Here is a 20453-nt window from a genome sequence, read left to right as displayed (position 1 = left end):
CTCTATCTGTTTAAATTAGTCCGTTATATTTTCTTAGGAACCACTCCGTACTAAACGCCACTATGATTATGGCCAAGAGTATCCTGTAGTCTATCAAAGATACGATATTTTCAATGCTTTTTTGTGTGGGAATGTAGTTGTTATTGGTGCCGAGTTCTTCAATTAGACTTTCAATTTGGTCCGGAAAATAGGAAGCGCCATTTGTGTTATTGGCGAGCAGGTCCATTTTTTTGTGGTCACTGGAAACGAATTGTTTTTCAAGATCAAAATCAGAAATTGCAAAGCTCCCGTTTTTTGAGATTCCCTCCCCTTCCACATTTACTGTAAATTCATAGGAGCCCGGTTCCAAATCGCTCAAATCCGCTTCGTAGTATCCGCTTCTTATGGCCATGGTCCTACTGGAGGAATTCCCGTTTTCAGTGTTTATAATGGTTATATTCAGGGTTGCATTTGGGTCAAATATATATGCCTGGTCAAAATACGTGGCGGTAATGATCGCCCTATTGCTGCCCTCAAAGGTATTGGAATACTCCAGGTTGAGTCGGTCTCGCTGTGCACTTGCCGTAAAATACCGAACAAGTTTGCCCATAAAGCTATCGAAATTCGTGAAATCGCCGGTGGAACGATAAGTCTGAGCACGCCATCTCCAAATATCGGCACCTGCTAAAATTCCCTTCTTCCACGATTCCTGTTCCATTACAGTAAGCAAGGGTGAATTTATGTTCACGCCCCTGATTTCAGAATCCAGTAATACATCATGGGGTACCTTCATTGTAATGGGACCTGCATCGCTCGTTAATGGGGGAAAATCGTCGGTATCAAAATCGGAAATATCAAAATTGGAAAAAGCGGCATTGGTCCTCCCAAACACCTCCTGTTCCGGATAGCCCAGTTCAACCTCAAAATCGTCCTGAACCTGATTGAGAAAATTAAAGTCGGTGTTGACCCCGGTTATGATCAAATGATTGGATTTTTTGTTTTTTATGAATTGAAAGATGGCATTGAAACTTCTATTGAGTTCATACAGCAGAAAAATATCCATTTCCTCTAAAGTTCCGGCTGGAGCATTTGGTTTTAAGAATGTCACTTTTCGTTGTTCGTTACTTTCAATCGCTTTTTTTAAAGCTCCCAAATCCGGATGCAGAATTTCAGAAACGATGCCCACATTTGTTTTTTCGTCGATCACTTCCACCGTTGTTTCACGGCTATTGTTTGCAATATTTCTTTCCGAAGGCAATTGGGACGTGCTTACGTTTATCCTTTTTAGGCCTACAGTAGTAGCATCTATCAGCGTATTGATGTTTTTTAAATTGTTGGATTCCGATAGTTCAACGGTTTCGGAAAAAATAGTCCTCTCACCTACCTTTATTTGGACCCGAGTAGTAATAGTGCCGCTACCCTGATATCGCACATAGGTTTCAACCGGGAATTTATTGTTCAGGAAAGCATAGGTGTTTGTATTTATTGGTCCGATACCCAAATCTTCATACGCCGTGGTATCGCCTACCGTGATGGTATACACGGGCTTCTTTGCGCTACTCTCATAGGTGTAGTCCCTACCTACGTTCTGATTCCCATCGGAAATAAGTAGCATGGCACCCTGTTTTCTTCGGTAGGCTTCATTTATATCGGAAAGGGGTTCCCCTATGTTGGTAAACATATCGGAAAACGAAAGACTGTCCAAAGGTTTCAAATCGATTCCAAAGGAGAATCTGTTTATGGTAAACCTATTTTGAAGGTTTTCGGAATTGTTCAAGGCTTCCAGAATGGTATTTACTTCAGTTCCATGTTCCTGCATGGATGTGGAATTATCTACTAGGATATTCAATACCGGATTTTCAATGGTATAGGTAGATTTGGCAAATTGGGGATTAATGAGGAGCAACAAAATACCAAATACACCTAAAAAGCGTAAGAAGGCCAGAAAAAGGGTCAACCGGGTCCTTTTCTTTTTCCTATAAAAATACTGAAACAGTGCTACCAAAATAGCCACGATTGCGGCTAAAATAACAAGTAGAACTGTTTCAGTTTGCATTAATTGAATTTGTTGAGATGACTTTTGGAAGTCGGGAAATATAGGGTGCTTATGTTAGCATGCCGCCATCCACATTGAGCACCTGTCCCGTAACGTAGGCCGATAGATCAGAGGCAAAGAAAAGACATGCATTGGCAATGTCTTCCGTAGTGCCACCACGCTTTAAAGGGATACCGTCCCTCCAGCCCTGGACCGTTTTTTCATCCAGTTTCTCGGTCATTTCCGTTTCTATGAAACCCGGTGCAATGGCATTGCAGCGAATGTTTCGAGATCCGAGTTCCAGTGCAACCGATTTTGTAAAACCGATCATACCGGCTTTGGAGGCCGCATAATTGGTCTGCCCGGCATTGCCTTTCACACCAACCACGCTACTCATGTTTATGATTGAGCCCTTGCGTTGTTTTAGGAAGGTACGTTGGGTGGCCTTTGTCATGTTGAAGACCGACTTCAAATTGATGTCCATAACGGAATCGAAATCTTCCTCAGACATACGCATTAAAAGATTATCCTTTGTGATTCCCGCATTGTTTATAAGTACGTCGATTACGCCGTTAAAATCCTTTAAAACTTCGGCAACCAGGTTTTCCGCTTCTGCATAGCTTGCAGCATTACTTTTGTAGGCTTTTGCCTTTACCCCCAAGGCATTGAGTTCCTTCTCCAGCTCCAAGGCGGGCGCCTCGCTAGAACTATAGGTGAACGCCACATTGGCCCCATTTTCCGCAAATACTTTGGCGATTCCCTTTCCAATACCTCGGCTGGCACCGGTAATTATTACATTTTTTCCTTCTAACAGTTTCACACGTTTAAAATTAGGTTAATAGTTTGATTCTTAAACATTTCCTTTATTGAGGTATTTGACTTTCCATAACAAATCCTTCAATGAGGCTTTCATGTAGTTACTATTTCTAGGGTCGTTTATCAAATATAAGTATATAGACTAAAAAAAATCCCGTAACAACGGGATTTTACTCGATAATCGAGATTTAAAAAAATACGATGCTCAATAAAACCACTGAATTGATTTCAATTAAAGAATTTAGCGGATTAAATCTAGGTGTCCATTGATTTTGGTATGTCCTAGGACATTACTTCTTTCACCTTGGCACCTATTTCGGCGGGAGAATCTACCACATGGATTCCGTGCTCCCTCATGATTTTCTTTTTGGCTTGTGCCGTATCGTCGCTACCTCCTACAATGGCCCCGGCATGTCCCATAGTCCTTCCTGCAGGAGCCGTTTCCCCAGCAATAAATCCTACGATAGGTTTTTTACTTCCGCTTTCCTTATACCATTTTGCAGCATCAGCTTCCAATTGACCGCCAATCTCACCGATCATCACTACACACTCGGTTTCAGGGTCATTGATCAAAAGTTCTACGGCTTCTTTAGTAGTTGTACCAATAATAGGATCACCACCAATACCGATCGCCGTAGTGATTCCCAAGCCTTGTCGTACCACCTGATCGGCAGCTTCGTATGTCAATGTACCAGATTTAGATACAATGCCAATGTTTCCTTTCTTGAAAACGAAACCTGGCATGATACCCACCTTGGCCTCTCCCGGTGTGATGACTCCAGGGCAGTTTGGACCGATCAACCTACAATTTCTGTCCTTGATATAGTTGGAAGCGATCACCATATCCGCTACCGGAATTCCTTCGGTAATGGTAATAATCACTTTAATGCCTGCATCCGCAGCTTCCATAATCGCATCCGCCGCAAAAGCGGGCGGAACGAAAATGATAGAGGTATCTGCCCCAACTTTTTCAACAGCTTCACTAACGGTATTAAAAACAGGTTTTCCCAAATGCTCTTGGCCGCCTTTTCCCGGAGTAACACCACCAACGATATTGGTACCATACTCAATCATTTGTTCGGCATGAAAGGTGCCCTCGCTTCCTGTAAATCCTTGTACAATAATTTTGGAATCCTTGTTTACTAAAACGCTCATATTGCTGTTGATTTTTATTGGCACAGCCAAGGGTTAATCACCGGTTGGCTTGCCTCGAAATTAAAATTAGTTCCTAACGAATTACCCGTTGGTTTGACCCGAGGTATAATTCTGCTGCAAAAATATATGTTTGTCAAAGAATACTAAAGTATTCCGCTTCTTATTTATTGTCCAGTTTTTTTATTATTTCCGGTATTTTTTTTGTGTATGCCAATTGCTTCAGCTTCTCGCGAGATTCTTCAATAGGCGTACCAAAATAGCTTTTACCTCCAGGAACCGACTTTGTAACGCCCGTTTGGCCCATGATGACGGCCTTTTTCCCTATGGTGATGCCACTATTGGTACCCACTTGCCCCCATAGGGTGACTTCATCCTCAATTACCACACAACCGGCAATACCAGTTTGGGAAGCGATCAAACATTTCTTGCCAATAACCGTATCGTGTCCTACATGGACTTGATTGTCCAATTTTGATCCCGCACCTATGGTAGTATCCCCGGTAACGCCACGGTCTATGGTACAGAGGGCGCCCAAGTCCACATTGTCCTCAAGAACGACCCTTCCTCCGGACAACAATTTATCAAAGCCTTCAGGCCTGTTTTTATAATAAAAAGCATCGGCGCCAAGGACGGATCCCGCATGGATCGTAACCCCATTTCCAATGATGCAATTATCATAAATACTCACATTGGCATGAACTACACAATTGTCCCCAATGGTAACATTGTTCCCTATAAATACATTGGGTTGTATTATGGTATTTTTTCCGATGTTGGCCGAATTGGATATCGCTCTGACCGAAGCTACAAAGGGACTGAAATACTGGGTTAGTTTGTTGAAATCCCTAAATGGGTCATCCGAAATCAAAAGGGCCTTGCCCATTGGGCAATCTACCTTTTTATTGATAAGAATTACGGTCGCCTTGGAATGTAAGGCCTTGTCGTAATACTTTGGATGGTCTACAAATACAATGTCCCCTGCTTCCACTACATGGATTTCGTTCATGCCCAACACGGGAAAATCCGGATCACCAACAAAATCGGATTGAATGATTTCGGAAATCTGTTTTAGGGAAAAAGTAGTCGGAAATTTCAAGTTCCTGGTTTTATTCTTTTACACGCTCCATGTATGATCCGCTGGAGGTGTCGATCTTAATTTTATCGCCCTCGTTGATGAACAACGGTACGTTCACCTCTGCACCAGTTTCCACTTTGGCTGGTTTTGTGGCATTGGTGGCGGTATTTCCTTTTACCCCCGGCTCCGCATAGGTTACTTCCAAAACTACACTTGCCGGCATTTCAACGGACAGGGGCATGGCATCCTCCGTATTGAACATAATCTTAACCACTTCGCCCTCCTTTAAAAGTCCGGGCGCATCCAAAGCACTCTCTGCTAGGGTAATCTGGTTGTAGTCCTCCGTATTCATAAAGTGGTAGGTCTCCCCTTCCGCATACAGAAATTGGTACGATCGTGTTTCCACACGTACATCCTCAATTTTGTGTCCTGCAGAAAACGTGTTGTCCAATACCTTCCCGGTAGAGACACTTTTTAGTTTGGTTCTAACAAACGCCGGTCCCTTTCCCGGTTTCACATGCAAAAATTCGATGATTTTATAGATATCATTGTTATATCTGATGCACAATCCTTTTCTAATATCTGATGTAGATGCCATTTGTTATATTCTTAAAATGATTTTTGATAATTTATTTGGATAAACCAAAAGTTTGCAAAAGTAAGGTAATTAACTATTACTGAAATACCCTTTCATAATTCCACGTTGCGAATCCCTTATGAACTGCAGAATTTCGTCACGCTCTGGAGTCGCCTCCATTTCGGCCTCCAAAATTTGGACGGCCTGGGTATTGTTAAAATTCTTCTGATATAGAATGCGATATATATTCTGAATCTCCCTGATTTTATCCGATTCATAGCCCCTCCTTCGTAAACCGACGGAATTAATCCCGACATAGGAAAGTGGTTCCCGGGCGGCTTTCACGTAAGGGGGTACGTCTTTTCTAACCAGAGATCCTCCTGTTACAAAGGCATGCTGCCCAACCGATACAAATTGGTGCACCGCCACCAATCCGGCCAAAATAACATTGTCACCAATGGTCACATGTCCGGCCAAGGTAGAATTGTTGGAGAAAATACAATTGTTGCCCACCAAACAATCGTGGGCGATATGGCAATAGGCCATGATAAGACAATTTTTGCCCACCACCGTTTTCATACGATCCGATGTGCCTTTATGAATGGTAGCACATTCACGGATGGTAGTTCCGTTTCCAATGACCACGGTCGTTTCCTCGCCCTTGTACTTTAAATCCTGTGGTGGGGCGGAAATTACGGCACCAGGAAAAATATTGCAGTTTTTCCCGATTCTAGCACCTTCCATGATCGTGACATTGGAACCGATCCAAGTGCCCTCTCCAATGGTTACGTTGTTGTGAATGGTGGTAAAGGGTTCTATTACCACATTCTTTGCAATCTTGGCGCCTGGATGCACATATGCCAGCGGCTGATTCATACTGTCCTTATTATTTTGATTTTACGATTTGGGCCATCAGTTCCGCCTCAGAGACCAATTTATCATTTGCATAGGCATAGGCCTGCATGTGGCATATTCCCCTTCTAATGGGCGAAATCAAATCACATTTGAATATTAAAGTATCACCAGGAAGCACCTGTCTTTTGAACTTTACGTTGTCCATTTTCATGAAAAAAGTCAAATAGTTTTCTGGATCCGGTACGGTACTCAACACCAAAATCCCGCCTGTTTGGGCCATCGCTTCCACTTGTAAAACACCTGGCATTACTGGAGCACCTGGGAAATGTCCTACAAAGAAAGGTTCGTTCATAGTTACATTTTTCATACCCACAACGTGCGAATCAGAGAGTTCCAATATTCTGTCTACCAATAAGAAAGGAGGTCTATGCGGTAACATTTTCATAATTTGGGTAACATCCATCAAAGGCGGTTGACTCAAATCATATTTAGGTACGTTATTTCTTTTTTCAAGCTTTATGATTTTGGAAAGCTTTTTTGCAAATTGGGTGTTTACAAAATGACCGGGCTTGTTGGCTATTACCTTTCCACGAATTCGGGTTCCGGCCAGTGCCAAATCCCCTACAACGTCCAAGAGTTTATGACGGGCGGCCTCATTGGGCTGATGCAAGGTGAGGTTATCCAAAATCCCGTTCGGTTTTACGGATAGCTTCTTTTTATTAAAGGCCTTTTCCAGTTTTTTCATCGTCGCCTCGGATATCTCCTTGTCAACATATACGATCGCATTGTTCAGATCTCCTCCTTTGATAAGGCCATTTTCCAAAAGCATTTCAAGCTCGTGCAGAAAACTAAAGGTACGTGCTGCGGAAATCTCCTCTTTAAAATCGGAAAGTTTGTCCAAGGTGGCATTTTGCGTGCCCAATACCTTAGTGCCAAAATCCACCATGGTGGTCACCTGATATTCATCCGCAGGAATAATGGTGATTTCACTTCCGCTTGCTTCATCTTTATAGCTTAGCACATCCTTAACGACATACTCTTCCCGCATTGCTTCTTGCTCAACAATACCCGCGCTTTCCAAAGCTTCTACAAAAAACTTTGCGGAGCCGTCCATAATGGGCGGCTCGGGAGAGTCCAGCTCGATCAGTACATTATCGATTTCCAAACCTACCAGTGCGGCCAGTACATGCTCCGAAGTATGGATTTTTACGCCGTTCTTTTCCAAATTAGTACCTCGCTGGGTATTTACCACGTAATTGGCATCGGCTTCTATAATAGGTTCCCCTTCAAGATCTACACGCTTAAATTTATAGCCATGGTCTTCAGGTGCGGGAACAAACTTTATGGTCACGTTCTCCCCGGTATGCAGACCTACTCCGGCAAGGGAAACTTCCTTAGCAATGGTGCGTTGTTTATCATTCGTATTCATCGTCAATCCTTATTTTCCAAGTTGTCGATTCTGTTCATTATTTTAGGTAAGTTTTTAAAATGCACGTACGACTTGTTAAAGTCGCCATAATTCAGTGCCGGTGATCCTTGTAGGACTTCGTTGTCCTTTACATTTCTTCCTATTCCGGATTGCGCTTGTATTTTTACATTATTGCCAATAACGATATGGCCTACGATACCCACTTGACCGCCTATCATACAGTGCTTCCCAATTTTTGTAGAGCCCGCAACCCCTGTTTGGGCGGCAATTACCGTATGTTCCCCAATTTCAACGTTATGGGCAATCTGAATTTGATTGTCTAGTTTCACACCTTTTCTCAGGATGGTGGAACCCAAAGTTGCCCTATCGATGGTGGTACCGGCCCCCACATCTACATTATCCTCTAAAATCACATTTCCCGTTTGGGGAACCTTGCTGAATTCTCCCTCGGAATTGGGGGTGAACCCGAAGCCATCGGCACCAATGATCACACCGCTATGCACGACGCAATTGTTTCCAATGATACTTTCAGAATAAATTTTGGCCCCCGCAAAAACCACAACGTTATTGCCTATTCGCACGTTATCCCCAATATAGACATTGGGGTAAATCTTGACGTTATTTCCAATGGTTACATTACTTCCAATATAGGAAAACGCCCCCAAATACAAATCGTCACCAAATGTGGCGGAATCCGATTTATAAACAGGTTGCTCAATGCCCGTTTTGTTATTCTTGACCTGATTGTAATATTCCAGTAATTTGGAAAAGGACTTATAGGCATCCTCCACTTTGATAAGGGTCGTTTCCAAATCCTGCTCCGGAATAAAATCCTTGTTTACTATGGTGATGGAAGCTTTGGTCTTGTAAATATGGGAAGTGTATTTTGGGTTGGCCAAAAAGGTCAAAGAGCCCTTTTCTCCTTCCTCGATCTTGGCCAATTTGTGAACGGCTATCTCTGGATTTCCATGGACTTCACCCTCTAAAATACCTGCAATTTGACCTGCTGTAAACACCATGGGCACAAATGTAAGAAAAATTGTTATACGGCATCTTTGGGGTAACAGATATAATATTTGGTCACCGTTTTTGACAGTGCCGTAATATTCAAGTGGTCCGAAAGTTTGGCTACATCTACGATTTTCCCATTTTTTCGTAAAATGTGGATGTTTTGGCTTTCTTGATTATAGGCCCTGTTCTCAATTTCCCCGGTGAATATAAAATAGGAGATTTCATCCTCCGTGGATAACCCGAACATCTTGGCAACCTTCTCCTTCCTTCGGGTCAATTTTCCTTTTTTGATGGGCTCTTTTTTAACTTTGATGTGCAGCAGCTTTCTATTTATCAACATTTTGCAAAGTGTAGAGAGCACCTTATCATCCTCTTCCTGCCAATTCTTTACTGCGGATAAAATGTCGATATCGTCCAACTTTGAGAACCGCTCCAGCACTTGAGCGTCAAATCTATCCCGATTAATATCATTTTGTAGAAAGAAAAGTAAAGAGTTGCTCCCTTGTAATTGCCGGCCATTTTTGATCAAGAAACGCGCCCTCTTTAGAATACTGATCAGAATTTGCTCCGCAACCACCCCAGTCTTGTGTAAATACACTTGCCAATACATAAAACGGCGGGCCATCAAAAACTTTTCCACAGAATAAATACCCTTCTCTTCCAATACGAGATTACCACTGTCCACCACATTTAACATGGTGATGAGTCGGTCTGCATTGGTATTTCCTTCGGATACGCCCGTATAAAAACTATCCCTCTTGAGGTAGTCCAATCGATCCATATCCAACTGACTTGAAACCAGCTGATTCAAAAACCTTTTAGGATGTTTCCTTGTAAAAATGGAAATTGCCTCGTCCAATTCTCCGTTGAAAACCTTGTTTAGTTCTTGCATGAATTGAAGCGAAATTTGCTCGTGGCTAACCCCGTTTACGATACTATGTTCCATAGCATGAGAAAACGGGCCATGACCAATATCGTGCAAAAGAATCGCTCCCAGAAGCCCTTTTTCTTCCGCCTCCGAAATAGCTACACCTTTAAATCGTAGTACCCGAATCGATTTTTGCATGAGGTACATGCTACCTAAAGCATGGTGGAACCTGGTGTGGTGCGCACCTGGATAAACCATATAAGAAAGTCCCATTTGCGATATTCTACGCAAGCGTTGAAAATACGGATGGGCTATCAGGTCAAAAATCAAATCGCTGGGAATCCTAATAAATCCGTAAATTGGATCATTGAATATGGTGAGTTTTTTGGGTTTCATTTAAACATTAGAAGTTGCATCCAATTTTCAAAGTTATGTAAATTAATAAGGTAATACCTTGTGTTTAGAATTGAGATGATTTAATTGAGATATGAGAATCTAGATGTAAGATGAGATACTTATTAGTGAAAATGTAAAAAATTAAAAGAGATAAGGAGTTTCTTTAACAATGAACAACGAACAACGAACAACGAACAACGAACAGCCAACGGCCAACAGCGAATAGCGAAAAACCAATAACGACTTAGAATACTTGATGAACAAAATAAAAATACTTTGGGTGGACGATGAAGTGGACCTATTAAAGCCACACATTCTCTTCCTTCAAAATAAAAATTACGAAGTAATTACTTGTCAGAGTGGACAGGAAGCCTTGGAAGAATTGGAAAAAACACGGGTGGACATTGTTTTTTTGGACGAGAACATGCCGGGTATTTCAGGATTGGAAACCTTGAGCGAAATCAAGATTATTGATTCCTCATTGCCCGTGGTGATGATTACCAAGAGCGAAGAGGAATTTATTATGGAAGAGGCCATAGGCTCCAAAATTGCCGATTACCTCATAAAACCGGTGAACCCGAATCAAATTTTGTTGTCCCTTAAAAAGAGTCTGGACCATTCCAGATTGGTATCGGAAAAGACCACCAGTAACTATCAGCAGGAATTCCGGAAAATTGCCATGAACCTATCCATGGTGAATTCGTATGACGAATGGGTAGAACTCTATAAAAAATTGATTTATTGGGAGCTTCAACTCGAACAAATAGAGGACAGTGGAATGTTCGAAATCCTGGAATCCCAAAAAGTGGAAGCTAACAACCAATTTGGGAAGTTCATCGATAAAAATTATGAAGATTGGTTCCACGGAGGCGATGCCCCGGTACTATCGCATACCCTTTTTAAAAATTGGGTAGCCCCCGAAATTAAGGATGAAAAGACACTGTTGATCGTAGTGGACAATTTGCGATACGATCAGTGGTACTCCTTTGAGGATACAGTAGGTTCGTTCTACAAAAAGACCAAGGAAAAATCCTATTACAGTATTTTGCCAACGGCTACTCAGTATGCCCGAAATGCGATTTTTTCAGGATTGACTCCTTTGGACATGGAGAAAAAATATCCGGATTGGTGGAAGAACGACACGGATGAAGGAGGCAAAAACCTTTATGAAGACAAATTTTTGGAGGCGCAATTGAAGCGATTGGGACTCGATTTAAAATGGGAATACCATAAAATTAGTAGTCTTAAGCAAGGGAAACAACTATCCCAGAACTTTAGATCCCAAAAAGATAATGACCTTACGGTGATTGTTTACAATTTTGTGGATATGCTCTCACATAGCAAAACAGAAATGGAAGTCATTAAGGAATTGGCCTCAAACGATAAGGCCTATAGGTCCCTTACCCAAAGTTGGTTCAAAAACTCCCCGTTGTTGGAAATTATCCAACAAGCACAGAGCTTGGGAATGAAATTAATCATTACGACGGACCATGGCACTATCAATGTAAAATCCCCTTCTAAGGTCATTGGGGATCGGGACACCAGCTTAAACTTGCGCTACAAAACAGGCAGAAGTCTTAGCTACGAGGAAAAGGATGTATTCGCCGCCAAAGACCCTAAAAGCATTTTTCTGCCTAATATCAATGTGAGCAGTTCCTTTATATTTGCGAAGAACGATATGTTCTTTGCCTATCCCAATAACTTTAATCATTACGTAAGTTATTACCGTAACACCTATCAACATGGAGGGGTTTCCTTGGAAGAAATGATTGTACCTTTTGTAGTTTTGGAGCCAAAATAGTCTTCATGGAACTTATTTATACCGAAAAGGAACTTCAGAAAACGGCAAATGCCATCCTAGCGGAATTTTCTACAAACATATTCGCCTTTTACGCTCCCATGGGTGCCGGAAAAACGACCCTGATCAAGGCCCTCGTAAAGGAATTGGGTGCCGTTGACGAAGTAAGTAGCCCCACGTTTGGACTGGTCAATGAATATGCTGATGGCGAGGGGAATCCAATCGCCTACCATTTTGATTTTTATCGATTGAAGGATGAAATGGAAGCCTTGGATTTTGGCTTGGAAGACTATTTTAACACCAATGCCTATATTTTTATGGAATGGCCGGAAAAAATCCTATCCCTTTTGCCGGACAACGTATTGGCCTTAAAAATTGAAATTTTGGATACAATAACTAGAAAGATATCCGTGGTTTGATCAAGTCATTCGCACAATTACCTCCATTTTCAAATAAAATCAACATCGTTTAGCAAAGGGAATTATTGTATTTTTTCGATGAAATACATGTATATCGATAAAATGTATATTTTTCACGACGAAATGCACAATTTTAACGTTTAAATGCATTTTTTTTGTCCATTATTTCTTACGTTTGCAGTAGAACAATTTAATTATTAACTAAATCCCCTAGTGAAAATGAAAAATAAAAGAACATTTCTTGCATCCCTCGCATTAGGAGTATTTCTGTTAGGAGTTATTTCTCCAACAGTTCTAGACCAAAAGCCTAGTGTGGATAAACGATTAATTACCAAAACCGGGAAAAAGCAATAGTCTAAAATTTCAGTTTTGAAAATTTAACAAAAGGACAATCAATAAATTGTCCTTTTTTTCGTTGAGATATTTTAGCTTGTATTCCAAGCAAAGAAATATCAATGACGTAAATGAATAATTCAGAAAGAAAGCGAGCAAAGAGGAAGTTATTTTTAGACTCATTGATGGTCTTTTTAATTATAGCTTCTCCTTTCATCTTCAAACTTCACGAATATGTATCCACTGAAGAAGGGGCTACATTAAACATTTTAGGAATTGAAATAAATGATAATGGTTTTGCTAACTTAAGTGTTTACATATGGTTCATGTTAGGAAAATTAGTTCCATTATACCTTCTTTTAATATGGTTTTTTACATGTAAGCACTGGTGGTATCATATAATATTGATTCCTATTACAATGTATGCTTTTCAAATTTTCGAAGAGATTTATTCAGATGATTATTATATTGATACTGAAAACATCCTTTGGCTATTACCAATTTGTATGGTAATTATTCCTTTTGTTTATTTCATTAGAATTAAGCTTTATGACAAGTACGTACATGGTATCGACTTGGAAGCCATGGAGGCTGAATTGGAAGAGCTTAAAGAAAAAAATAGTAAAGACGGATATTCCTCAAAAGCTTCCCATGAAAATGACGTAGACGTAGCCGAAGATTTAAAACCCGAGTCGCTCTCCGAAGAAATAAACCGAAAACTTTCCACGGACAATATAGAGCAAGGCTTAAAAATCTTCCAGGACAAACTGCAAAACTGGTTCCATTTCAGGCTTTGACCATCAGGACATTCAGGTATATTATTACGAAATCCATTTATCTAAAAATCGTACATTTGATTTAGGACGTATTCATCCTTTTTTAGATATGCCTCTATGAACCAACCAAGCTCTCCATTTAGTAAACAGCAATTAATACCCCAAGAGGAAACTCTTGAGGTCCTACGGCAAAAAGGGGAACTCTTTATAGGTATTCCCAAAGAAAATCAATATCAGGAAAAACGGATCTGCCTCACTCCAGATGCGGTAAATGCCATTACTTCCAATGGTCATAGGGTACTTTTGGAATCGGGTGCCGGGGAGGGTGCCAATTTCTCCGATAAAGATTACGTAGATGCCGGAGGAGAAATAACCCGCGATACGAAAAAGGTCCTTTCATGTCCGCTGTTGCTTAAAGTGGAGCCACCTACTCTATCGGAAATAGCCTTGATCCATCCGCAGACTACGGTAATATCGGCCTTACAAATAAAAACCCAGAACAAAAGTTATTTTGAGGAGTTGGCCAAAAAACGGATAACGGCCATTGCTTTTGAATACATTCGTGACGAGGATGGCAAATATCCCGCCGTGCGCTCCTTAAGTGAAATTGCCGGAACTGCCTCCGTACTCATTGCCGCGGAATTAATGGCGGCCACCAATAAGGGAAACGGACTCATGTTCGGGAATATAAGTGGGGTTCCACCGGCAGAGGTGGTCATCATTGGTGCCGGAACCGTTGGGGAATACGCGGCAAGATCGGCCATTGGACTAGGTGCCAACGTGAAGATTTTCGACAATTCCATAACCAGGCTCAGGAATATCCAGACCAATTTAAAACAGACAGTCTACACCTCTACCATACAACCTAAAAACCTGCTCAAATCCTTAAAGCGATGCGATGTCGCCATAGGAGCCACCCGAGGTAAAGGTCGGTCTCCGGTCATTGTAACCAAGACCATGGTGGAACATATGAAAAAAGGTGCAGTGATCATTGACGTAAGCATTGATACCGGCGGGTGTTTTGAAACCAGTGAAATCACGAACCACAATAAACCTACCATTGAAAAGAGTGGGGTTTTACATTATGGTGTACCCAACATTCCATCTCGATATCCTAAAACGGCCTCTGTATCCATCAGTAATATTTTCACCCCATATCTCTTAAAAATTGGTGAGGACGGCGGACTTGAAAATTCCCTGCGTTTTGACAAAGGGCTGCGAAACGGTCTTTATATGTACCACGGCATCCTGACAAATAAATCCGTTGGGGATTGGTTCGACCTTTCCTACAGCGACATCAACTTTCTTATTTTTTAGAAATAGGACTCCAAGCTTTCGGTATTGGCAGTAAACCGCTAATTTTGCTCATCTAATTGTATCGATGACCATGTCTTTTTTAAAGCGATTGGGATTTTATTTGGGCGGATTTGCCATCGGAATTATTTTCTTGGCCATGTTTTTACGAAAGAAATCGGACGAAACAGGAGTCAGTTTCTGTTACTTCCCCAATTGTAGAACCTTAAAGGACATTCGGTCCAAATCCTTGTACTACTCGGACGCCGTTCAGCGTCAACTTTCCGAAAAGGAATTGGATACCTTGGATATTGTTTTTCTTTTGAACGAAGGCACCGTGGATTTCTCAAAGAGCGACACAAAAAGTACGCCTTGCAAAACCTATTTTATCAAAGGAAAACAAAAAGACCAGCAACTGTCCGCTTGGGTCAAAAACTGCAGCGAGAAAGCCAGTATTGAGTCGGTCTCGATCGAGTAACTAGATTTTTCTTCGTTTTCGTTCCTTCTTCAGCAAGGAAAGCTCCCTACTGGTTTGCCCTGCAACGGACGTATTTTCCTCTGCCCTTCTGATGAGATATGGCATAACATCCCTCACGGGGCCAAAAGGTAGGTACTTGGCCACATTATATCCGTGTGCCGCGAGGTTGAAAGAAATATGATCGCTCATACCATAGAGCTGTCCAAACCAAATGTCCTTATGGTTTTTCTCCACTCCTTTTTCCCGCATCAATTCCATAAGTTTATAACAACTATTTTCATTATGGGTACCTGAAAAAATCGACATATCCTCCAGGTTTTCCAGCATATAGGCAACGGTGGCATCAAAGTTTTCATCGGTGGCCGCTTTTGACTCACAAATGGGGCTTGGGTACCCTTTCTCCCTTGCCCGTTCATTTTCCTTTTCCATGTAGGCCCCGCGTACCACCTTGATTCCAATTTTGAAACCGTCCTTTTGTGCCCTTTCGTGCAAATCCCTTAAATAGGGCAATCTGTCCCATCTGTAGGTCTGCAGCGTATTGAAAACTATGGCTTTCTTCTTGTTGTACTTGCGCATCATATCTTCGGCAAGTTGGTCGGCAGCATCCTGCATCCAACTCTCCTCTCCGTCTATTAACAAGGAAACATCCAGGTCATGCGCCTTTTTGCACACTTTGTCAAACCTATTGATGACCCGTTGCCACTCGGCCTCCTCCTTTTCCGTTAATTTTCCGCCTTCACTTATTTTTTGATACAGGGCAAACCTTCCAAATCCGGTTGGTTTGAAAACGGCAAACGGTATGGCATCCTTTTCCTTTACAAAATCCAAGATTTTTAGGATCATCTCCGTGGCATTGTCCAACGGGTCTTCCTCATCCTTTCCTTCCACGGAATAATCCAATACGGAACAGACACCTTTTTCGAACATTTTATCCACCACAGGCATGCAATCCGCCTCGTTGACGCCCCCACAAAAATGATCGAACACGGTGGCCCTAATGAGCCCTTCTACGGGTAGATGCGCCTTGATGGCAAAATTGGTCATTGCCGTTCCAATTTTGACCAAGGGTTCGTTGGCAATCATCTTAAAAAGAAAATAGGCTCTTTCTAATTCAGAATCTGATTTTAGAGAAAATGCAGTTGCGGTATTCTCAAAAATAGCGTCCATACGCATACAATTTTTAAGGCTCCAAAGATAAAGACAGGATTTCTATTCTATTGAGTAAAATAACCTTTATTTTGCGCTCTTAAATAAAAGATTTTTGGTGTATTCGTAATTCCAATCCCATGCAGTCCATAGTATCAGATTCATATTCGGTCCATTTTGAAAGCAATGCATTTGAAGCCCTAAATTCCCATTTGTCCTCGCACAATTACTCAACCATTTTTATTTTGGTGGACGAGAACACCCATGAATTGTGCCTGCCCCAGTTTATGTCGGAAATTGCAGGGGACTATAATTTTGAGATTATTGAAATTGAATCGGGAGAGGTCAATAAGACTATTGAAACCTGTGTGGGGGTTTGGGAAGCACTATCAGAACTTGGTGCCGATCGTAAAAGTTTGCTCATCAACTTAGGAGGTGGCGTTCTTACTGATTTGGGTGGATTTGTGGCCTCGACTTTCAAGCGGGGGATAAAGTTCATAAATGTCCCCACGACCCTCTTGTCTATGGTGGACGCGTCCGTTGGAGGAAAAACAGGTGTAGATCTTGGGCCTTTGAAAAATCAAATAGGGGTTATCAATCAGCCTGAAATGGTATTAATTGTATCCGACTTTTTAGAATCCTTAAACGAACGACAAATTACAAGCGGTTTTGCGGAAATGCTCAAGCACGGTCTCATACGAAATGCCGATTACTGGGAATCCTTAAAGCAGGTAAGTTCCCTTTATGAACTAAGAGATCATATTTTGCCATCCGTAGCGCTCAAAAATGATATCGTCTTACAGGACCCTACCGAACAAAACATCCGTAAGGTATTGAACTACGGACATACTTTGGGCCACGCGATTGAATCCTACTTTTTGGAAAACGAGAACAAGGAGACCTTGTTGCACGGCGAGGCCATTGCCATAGGCATGATTACCGAGGGCTACCTTTCCCACAAGCTTACTGGATTACCTTTGTCACAATTAGAAGATATAAAATCTACTTTTTTGAAGTATTATGAGAAAGTGTCATTCACGGCCAAGGATATTGACGCCATTCTGGAACTGTTGAAATATGATAAAAAGAACTCCCATGGAAATATCAATTTTGTCCTTTTAAAAGGAATCGGAGAAACCCAGATAGATGTAACCATTTCACCCGAATTATTTCAGGAAGCTTTTGCATACTACATGGAATAAATTCTACATATACTAAAACTACTGTTTCACAACTCTTTAGATATATCAATGCATTAAATAATTAGTTTAGGTTCAAGAATTAAGTATCACAGTAACCAACCTAAACTATTATGACCAGACGACTCATTGATTACAAAAAGTTAGACCATCATCTAGCCACTTTATTAATTGAAAAATACCCTTATGGATATGGGGATGAGGACATTATCGTATTCAAAAATGCAAGTGGTGAATTTGTGGAAGCGGTAGAACTGAGAACGGAAGACACCTTATACTTAGTGAAAATAAGTAAAAGTCTCTCCAACTTTATCGCCAATTTTGAAGATACCATAGAAAAGGAATTGGACAGAAAAACTGCGGCTGATGCTATTGAGGAAGATGAACAAATTATCCCTGAATTGGAGATGAACTACGAATCCGAAGACGAGGATTACTCAGACTTAGACTAGTCTACGCATATTTTTCCAATAGGATATTGGCGTGATGTTTTTGGTGTCCGCTAATGGCAAAACCCAATGCCGCAACACTCCAAGGAATTCCACTGGCAGTACCAACCCTGCCCAACTGGGTATTTCCAAGATTTTTAAAAAGTGTTATGGTCGCATTACGAACGGCTAAATACTCTTCAAGTATTTCCTCCTTGGTCCTGTTAAGGCTATTGCTTTCCAAAATGTATGCATCCTGATCAAAACCGGGCAACTCAACCTTGTCATTTCTTGAGAATCTAAATGCCCTATACTGAAAAATGCGTTCCGTATCTATAATATGTATCAACACCTCCGCAACGGTCCATTTAGTATCGGCATAGGCATAACCTAATTTTTCCAAAGGAAGTTCCTTAACATAATCTAGAAACCACTCTTTTCCCTCGTAAAACGAATCCATGAGGTTGACATCTTCCAGGGTGTTGACATAGGTATCGTAAAAATTGGAGGAACCTAGGTTTGGAATTTCTGATTTCTTCATAATATGTGCCGATAGTTTGGTCAAAAAAGCCCAATCAGTTCTTGATCGGGCTTGGAAAAAGTGTCAAATAAATACTATAATTCATTAAAAATGGTATGCATCAATCGTTTCTTGTCGTTAAAACTTTCTTCCAACGAAATCATGGTCTCCGTTCTGCTGATGCCATCAATATCATCGATTTTAAAAATGATGTTTTTTGCGTGTGTGGTATCCTTCGCCCTAATCTTACAAAAGATATTAAACTTGCCCGTAGTGATATGGGCAATGGTCACGTTTGGGATTTGATTCAAACGTTCCAAGACAAATTTGGTTTGATGTGTTTTTTCAAGGAATATGCCCACATAGGCTATAAAAGCATATCCAAGCTTTACATAATCCAACGTGAGTGAGGAGCCCTTGATGATTCCTGCTTCCTCCATTTTTTTTACCCTGACGTGAACGGTACCGGCGGAAATCAGTAGTTTTTTAGCAATATCGGTAAAAGGAGTTCTGGTGTTGTCAATCAACATATCCAGAATTTGATGATCAATTTCGTCTAATTTTACTTTACCCATGGTTGATTTATTTTATGCAAAAATAAAAAATATTAAAAAGAATTATAATAAATATTACGTTTTTGTACGAAAATCGTAATGAGTCTAAACTTAACCAAAAATAATTTTATTGTTTGATCAAATCCATGATTTTCTTGGTATTTAGCCAATTCAAATCTTGTTTGATTAAACAATCTTTGGTTACATGTCCAAAATATATATTTCGTTTATGTCCCTTTTCAGTTATCGTAGGTACAAATTTCACATTGTTATCCTCTAAAACTTCCTTGTATAGTAAGGAAATGCATTCCCCTTCCCGTAAGGATTCATCCAATATATGGGCATTTTCAACAAGAATATCCACAAATAGCTTATTGTTTTCCGGTATTTTAAAATAATTTTCTAATGGGTACGATTCCATTTTGTCGTTAGCGATTGTATAAATAGCTTTGTAAAGTGCCTGAAAAATCAAATCCCGCGTTCTCTCCCGTTGATAATCACCAGGGAAATGACCGGCTTCAAAAAGTATCGTAGGTATTCCTTCCATTTGAAAAGCATCCCCGACACAATTAGGATTGAAAGAATCGTCAAACCGACCTACCTGACCTGGAACCGATTTTTGTAGTTCCTCATTCATGGCCACTATAACTTTCATGGCGATGCCTCTTGAATCGGAATTATTTCGAGCCTCGTCAAATGATGGCGCCAAAAAGGACACAGTGGCTGGACTTATTGTGCTGCCTACGTTAAAAATGGTCCGTTGATCGTGAAGGTTAAAACAATAGTCCGGTTTGAATTCTTCAAAGACTTTGCGAAGAACCCTACTTTCTGGCTGCGACCTATCCTGTGCGTCCCTATTTAAGTCAATTTGGTTGGCATTTGACCTGGTGTAGGCCTTAGCGCCATCCGGATTGAGAATTGGAATAATCTGTAAAGTAACCTTCCCCAGAAAATCCCCGACCAGTGAGGGGCTTTGCTTTAATAGGTTTAGAAGATCAAGTACTGCTTTGGTAGTGGTAGATTCATTACCATGCATTTGTGACCACATCAATATACGCTTTGGCCCTTGACCAACTCTAACTCCATAAATTGGCCTATCTTTTACGGAACGTCCCAAAACCTTTAAATTAAACGAATTGCCCAGACCATTTAGGAATGCTTCGATATGTTGATTGGTTACGTACCTACCTTGAACGGATGTTACCTTGAAATTTAGATAGTCGTCTTTGTCCGGCATAATTTTTAATTTCGCTCAACGAAAATAATACAAACTATCTTAGAAATCCCAAATTTACTACCGCCCCCTACCTATA

The 20453-nt window shown here is 41.0% G+C and carries 20 protein-coding genes; 7 read left to right on the top strand and 13 right to left on the bottom strand.

The window, feature by feature from the left end; all coding sequences use genetic code 11:
• Positions 1-10: 10 nt before the first annotated feature.
• The 9 genes from PP181_RS09340 to PP181_RS09300 all read right to left on the bottom strand — a co-directional run bounded on the left by PP181_RS09340 (position 11) and on the right by PP181_RS09300 (position 10196).
• Positions 11-2035: a VWA domain-containing protein gene (locus PP181_RS09340; RefSeq protein ID WP_272636875.1), complete on the bottom strand. Its 2025-nt coding sequence runs from the start codon at positions 2033-2035 to the stop codon at positions 11-13.
• A 49-nt stretch (positions 2036-2084) separates the two neighbouring features.
• Positions 2085-2834, bottom strand: coding sequence for a 3-oxoacyl-[acyl-carrier-protein] reductase (fabG, locus tag PP181_RS09335; RefSeq protein ID WP_272636874.1), 750 nt, complete (start codon positions 2832-2834; stop codon positions 2085-2087).
• A gap of 278 nt (positions 2835-3112) precedes the next feature.
• Entirely contained in the window at positions 3113-3985 is an 873-nt protein-coding gene (sucD, locus tag PP181_RS09330; RefSeq protein WP_138258129.1) for a succinate--CoA ligase subunit alpha, read from the bottom strand.
• Positions 3986-4145: 160 nt separating this feature from the next.
• Positions 4146-5081: a UDP-3-O-(3-hydroxymyristoyl)glucosamine N-acyltransferase gene (locus PP181_RS09325; RefSeq protein WP_272636873.1), complete on the bottom strand. Its 936-nt coding sequence runs from the start codon at positions 5079-5081 to the stop codon at positions 4146-4148.
• Between the two features lie 10 nt (positions 5082-5091).
• Positions 5092-5658 carry an elongation factor P gene (gene efp, locus PP181_RS09320; protein WP_272636872.1) on the bottom strand — a complete coding sequence of 189 codons (567 nt, stop codon included), beginning with the start codon at positions 5656-5658 and terminating at the stop codon, positions 5092-5094.
• A gap of 69 nt (positions 5659-5727) precedes the next feature.
• Positions 5728-6513 (bottom strand): acyl-ACP--UDP-N-acetylglucosamine O-acyltransferase, encoded by a 786-nt coding sequence (lpxA, locus tag PP181_RS09315; RefSeq protein ID WP_138258126.1) that lies wholly within the window; start codon positions 6511-6513, stop codon positions 5728-5730.
• A 10-nt stretch (positions 6514-6523) separates the two neighbouring features.
• A complete protein-coding gene (locus PP181_RS09310; protein ID WP_272636871.1) occupies positions 6524-7921 on the bottom strand; it encodes a bifunctional UDP-3-O-[3-hydroxymyristoyl] N-acetylglucosamine deacetylase/3-hydroxyacyl-ACP dehydratase in 1398 nt (465 codons plus the stop codon).
• 2 nt (positions 7922-7923) lie between these two features.
• Positions 7924-8940: a UDP-3-O-(3-hydroxymyristoyl)glucosamine N-acyltransferase gene (gene lpxD, locus PP181_RS09305; RefSeq protein WP_272636870.1), complete on the bottom strand. Its 1017-nt coding sequence runs from the start codon at positions 8938-8940 to the stop codon at positions 7924-7926.
• Between the two features lie 23 nt (positions 8941-8963).
• Complete coding sequence (locus PP181_RS09300; protein WP_272636869.1) at positions 8964-10196, bottom strand: HD domain-containing protein; 1233 nt, start codon at positions 10194-10196, stop codon at positions 8964-8966.
• Positions 10197-10452: 256 nt separating this feature from the next.
• Between PP181_RS09300 and porX the strand changes: the two genes are divergently transcribed.
• The 5 genes from porX to PP181_RS09275 all read left to right on the top strand — a co-directional run bounded on the left by porX (position 10453) and on the right by PP181_RS09275 (position 15293).
• Positions 10453-11997, top strand: coding sequence for a T9SS response regulator signal transducer PorX (gene porX, locus PP181_RS09295; protein ID WP_272636868.1), 1545 nt, complete (start codon positions 10453-10455; stop codon positions 11995-11997).
• A 5-nt stretch (positions 11998-12002) separates the two neighbouring features.
• On the top strand, positions 12003-12413 hold the full coding sequence (gene tsaE, locus PP181_RS09290; protein WP_272636867.1) for a tRNA (adenosine(37)-N6)-threonylcarbamoyltransferase complex ATPase subunit type 1 TsaE: 411 nt from the start codon (positions 12003-12005) through the stop codon (positions 12411-12413).
• Positions 12414-12877: 464 nt separating this feature from the next.
• Complete coding sequence (locus PP181_RS09285) at positions 12878-13543, top strand: hypothetical protein (protein WP_193554885.1); 666 nt, start codon at positions 12878-12880, stop codon at positions 13541-13543.
• Between the two features lie 96 nt (positions 13544-13639).
• Entirely contained in the window at positions 13640-14839 is a 1200-nt protein-coding gene (locus PP181_RS09280) for an alanine dehydrogenase (protein WP_138258120.1), read from the top strand.
• Between the two features lie 64 nt (positions 14840-14903).
• Positions 14904-15293: a DUF4258 domain-containing protein gene (locus PP181_RS09275; protein ID WP_272636866.1), complete on the top strand. Its 390-nt coding sequence runs from the start codon at positions 14904-14906 to the stop codon at positions 15291-15293.
• Here the strand turns inward: PP181_RS09275 and PP181_RS09270 are convergent, their stop codons facing one another.
• Positions 15294-16460 carry a proline dehydrogenase family protein gene (locus PP181_RS09270; protein WP_272636865.1) on the bottom strand — a complete coding sequence of 389 codons (1167 nt, stop codon included), beginning with the start codon at positions 16458-16460 and terminating at the stop codon, positions 15294-15296.
• A gap of 119 nt (positions 16461-16579) precedes the next feature.
• On the opposite strand from PP181_RS09270, the gene aroB reads away from it, so the two are divergent.
• Positions 16580-17641 carry a 3-dehydroquinate synthase gene (gene aroB / locus PP181_RS09265; protein ID WP_272636864.1) on the top strand — a complete coding sequence of 354 codons (1062 nt, stop codon included), beginning with the start codon at positions 16580-16582 and terminating at the stop codon, positions 17639-17641.
• A 110-nt stretch (positions 17642-17751) separates the two neighbouring features.
• Positions 17752-18090 (top strand): hypothetical protein, encoded by a 339-nt coding sequence (locus PP181_RS09260; RefSeq protein ID WP_138258117.1) that lies wholly within the window; start codon positions 17752-17754, stop codon positions 18088-18090.
• A gap of 1 nt (position 18091) precedes the next feature.
• Here the strand turns inward: PP181_RS09260 and PP181_RS09255 are convergent, their stop codons facing one another.
• The 3 genes from PP181_RS09255 to PP181_RS09245 form a co-directional block, all read right to left on the bottom strand.
• Complete coding sequence (locus tag PP181_RS09255; RefSeq protein ID WP_272636863.1) at positions 18092-18607, bottom strand: DinB family protein; 516 nt, start codon at positions 18605-18607, stop codon at positions 18092-18094.
• A gap of 74 nt (positions 18608-18681) precedes the next feature.
• Complete coding sequence (locus tag PP181_RS09250) at positions 18682-19161, bottom strand: Lrp/AsnC family transcriptional regulator (RefSeq protein WP_027066901.1); 480 nt, start codon at positions 19159-19161, stop codon at positions 18682-18684.
• 106 nt (positions 19162-19267) lie between these two features.
• The gene (locus PP181_RS09245; protein ID WP_272636862.1) at positions 19268-20377 is read right to left on the bottom strand and encodes a M14 family metallopeptidase; all 1110 of its coding nucleotides are present in this window, start codon (positions 20375-20377) and stop codon (positions 19268-19270) included.
• Positions 20378-20453 lie beyond the last annotated feature (76 nt).

Source organism: Maribacter sp. PR66 (assembly GCF_028464205.1).
Taxonomy (GTDB): Bacteria; Bacteroidota; Bacteroidia; order Flavobacteriales; family Flavobacteriaceae; genus Maribacter; species Maribacter flavus.
Note: the sequence above shows the minus strand (reverse complement) of the source record. Positions and strands in the feature narration are given on the sequence as shown.

Coding starts and splice junctions, on each gene's coding strand:
- PP181_RS09340 (WP_272636875.1), bottom strand. CDS start 2,035: ATGCAAACTGAAACAGTTCTACTTGTTATTTTAGCCGCAATCGTGGCT.
- sucD (WP_138258129.1), bottom strand. CDS start 3,985: ATGAGCGTTTTAGTAAACAAGGATTCCAAAATTATTGTACAAGGATTT.
- efp (WP_272636872.1), bottom strand. CDS start 5,658: ATGGCATCTACATCAGATATTAGAAAAGGATTGTGCATCAGATATAAC.
- lpxA (WP_138258126.1), bottom strand. CDS start 6,513: ATGAATCAGCCGCTGGCATATGTGCATCCAGGCGCCAAGATTGCAAAG.
- PP181_RS09310 (WP_272636871.1), bottom strand. CDS start 7,921: ATGAATACGAATGATAAACAACGCACCATTGCTAAGGAAGTTTCCCTT.
- lpxD (WP_272636870.1), bottom strand. CDS start 8,940: ATGGTGTTTACAGCAGGTCAAATTGCAGGTATTTTAGAGGGTGAAGTC.
- PP181_RS09300 (WP_272636869.1), bottom strand. CDS start 10,196: ATGAAACCCAAAAAACTCACCATATTCAATGATCCAATTTACGGATTT.
- porX (WP_272636868.1), top strand. CDS start 10,453: ATGAACAAAATAAAAATACTTTGGGTGGACGATGAAGTGGACCTATTA.
- tsaE (WP_272636867.1), top strand. CDS start 12,003: ATGGAACTTATTTATACCGAAAAGGAACTTCAGAAAACGGCAAATGCC.
- PP181_RS09285 (WP_193554885.1), top strand. CDS start 12,878: ATGAATAATTCAGAAAGAAAGCGAGCAAAGAGGAAGTTATTTTTAGAC.
- PP181_RS09280 (WP_138258120.1), top strand. CDS start 13,640: ATGAACCAACCAAGCTCTCCATTTAGTAAACAGCAATTAATACCCCAA.
- PP181_RS09275 (WP_272636866.1), top strand. CDS start 14,904: ATGACCATGTCTTTTTTAAAGCGATTGGGATTTTATTTGGGCGGATTT.
- PP181_RS09270 (WP_272636865.1), bottom strand. CDS start 16,460: ATGGACGCTATTTTTGAGAATACCGCAACTGCATTTTCTCTAAAATCA.
- aroB (WP_272636864.1), top strand. CDS start 16,580: ATGCAGTCCATAGTATCAGATTCATATTCGGTCCATTTTGAAAGCAAT.
- PP181_RS09260 (WP_138258117.1), top strand. CDS start 17,752: ATGACCAGACGACTCATTGATTACAAAAAGTTAGACCATCATCTAGCC.
- PP181_RS09255 (WP_272636863.1), bottom strand. CDS start 18,607: ATGAAGAAATCAGAAATTCCAAACCTAGGTTCCTCCAATTTTTACGAT.
- PP181_RS09250 (WP_027066901.1), bottom strand. CDS start 19,161: ATGGGTAAAGTAAAATTAGACGAAATTGATCATCAAATTCTGGATATG.
- PP181_RS09245 (WP_272636862.1), bottom strand. CDS start 20,377: ATGCCGGACAAAGACGACTATCTAAATTTCAAGGTAACATCCGTTCAA.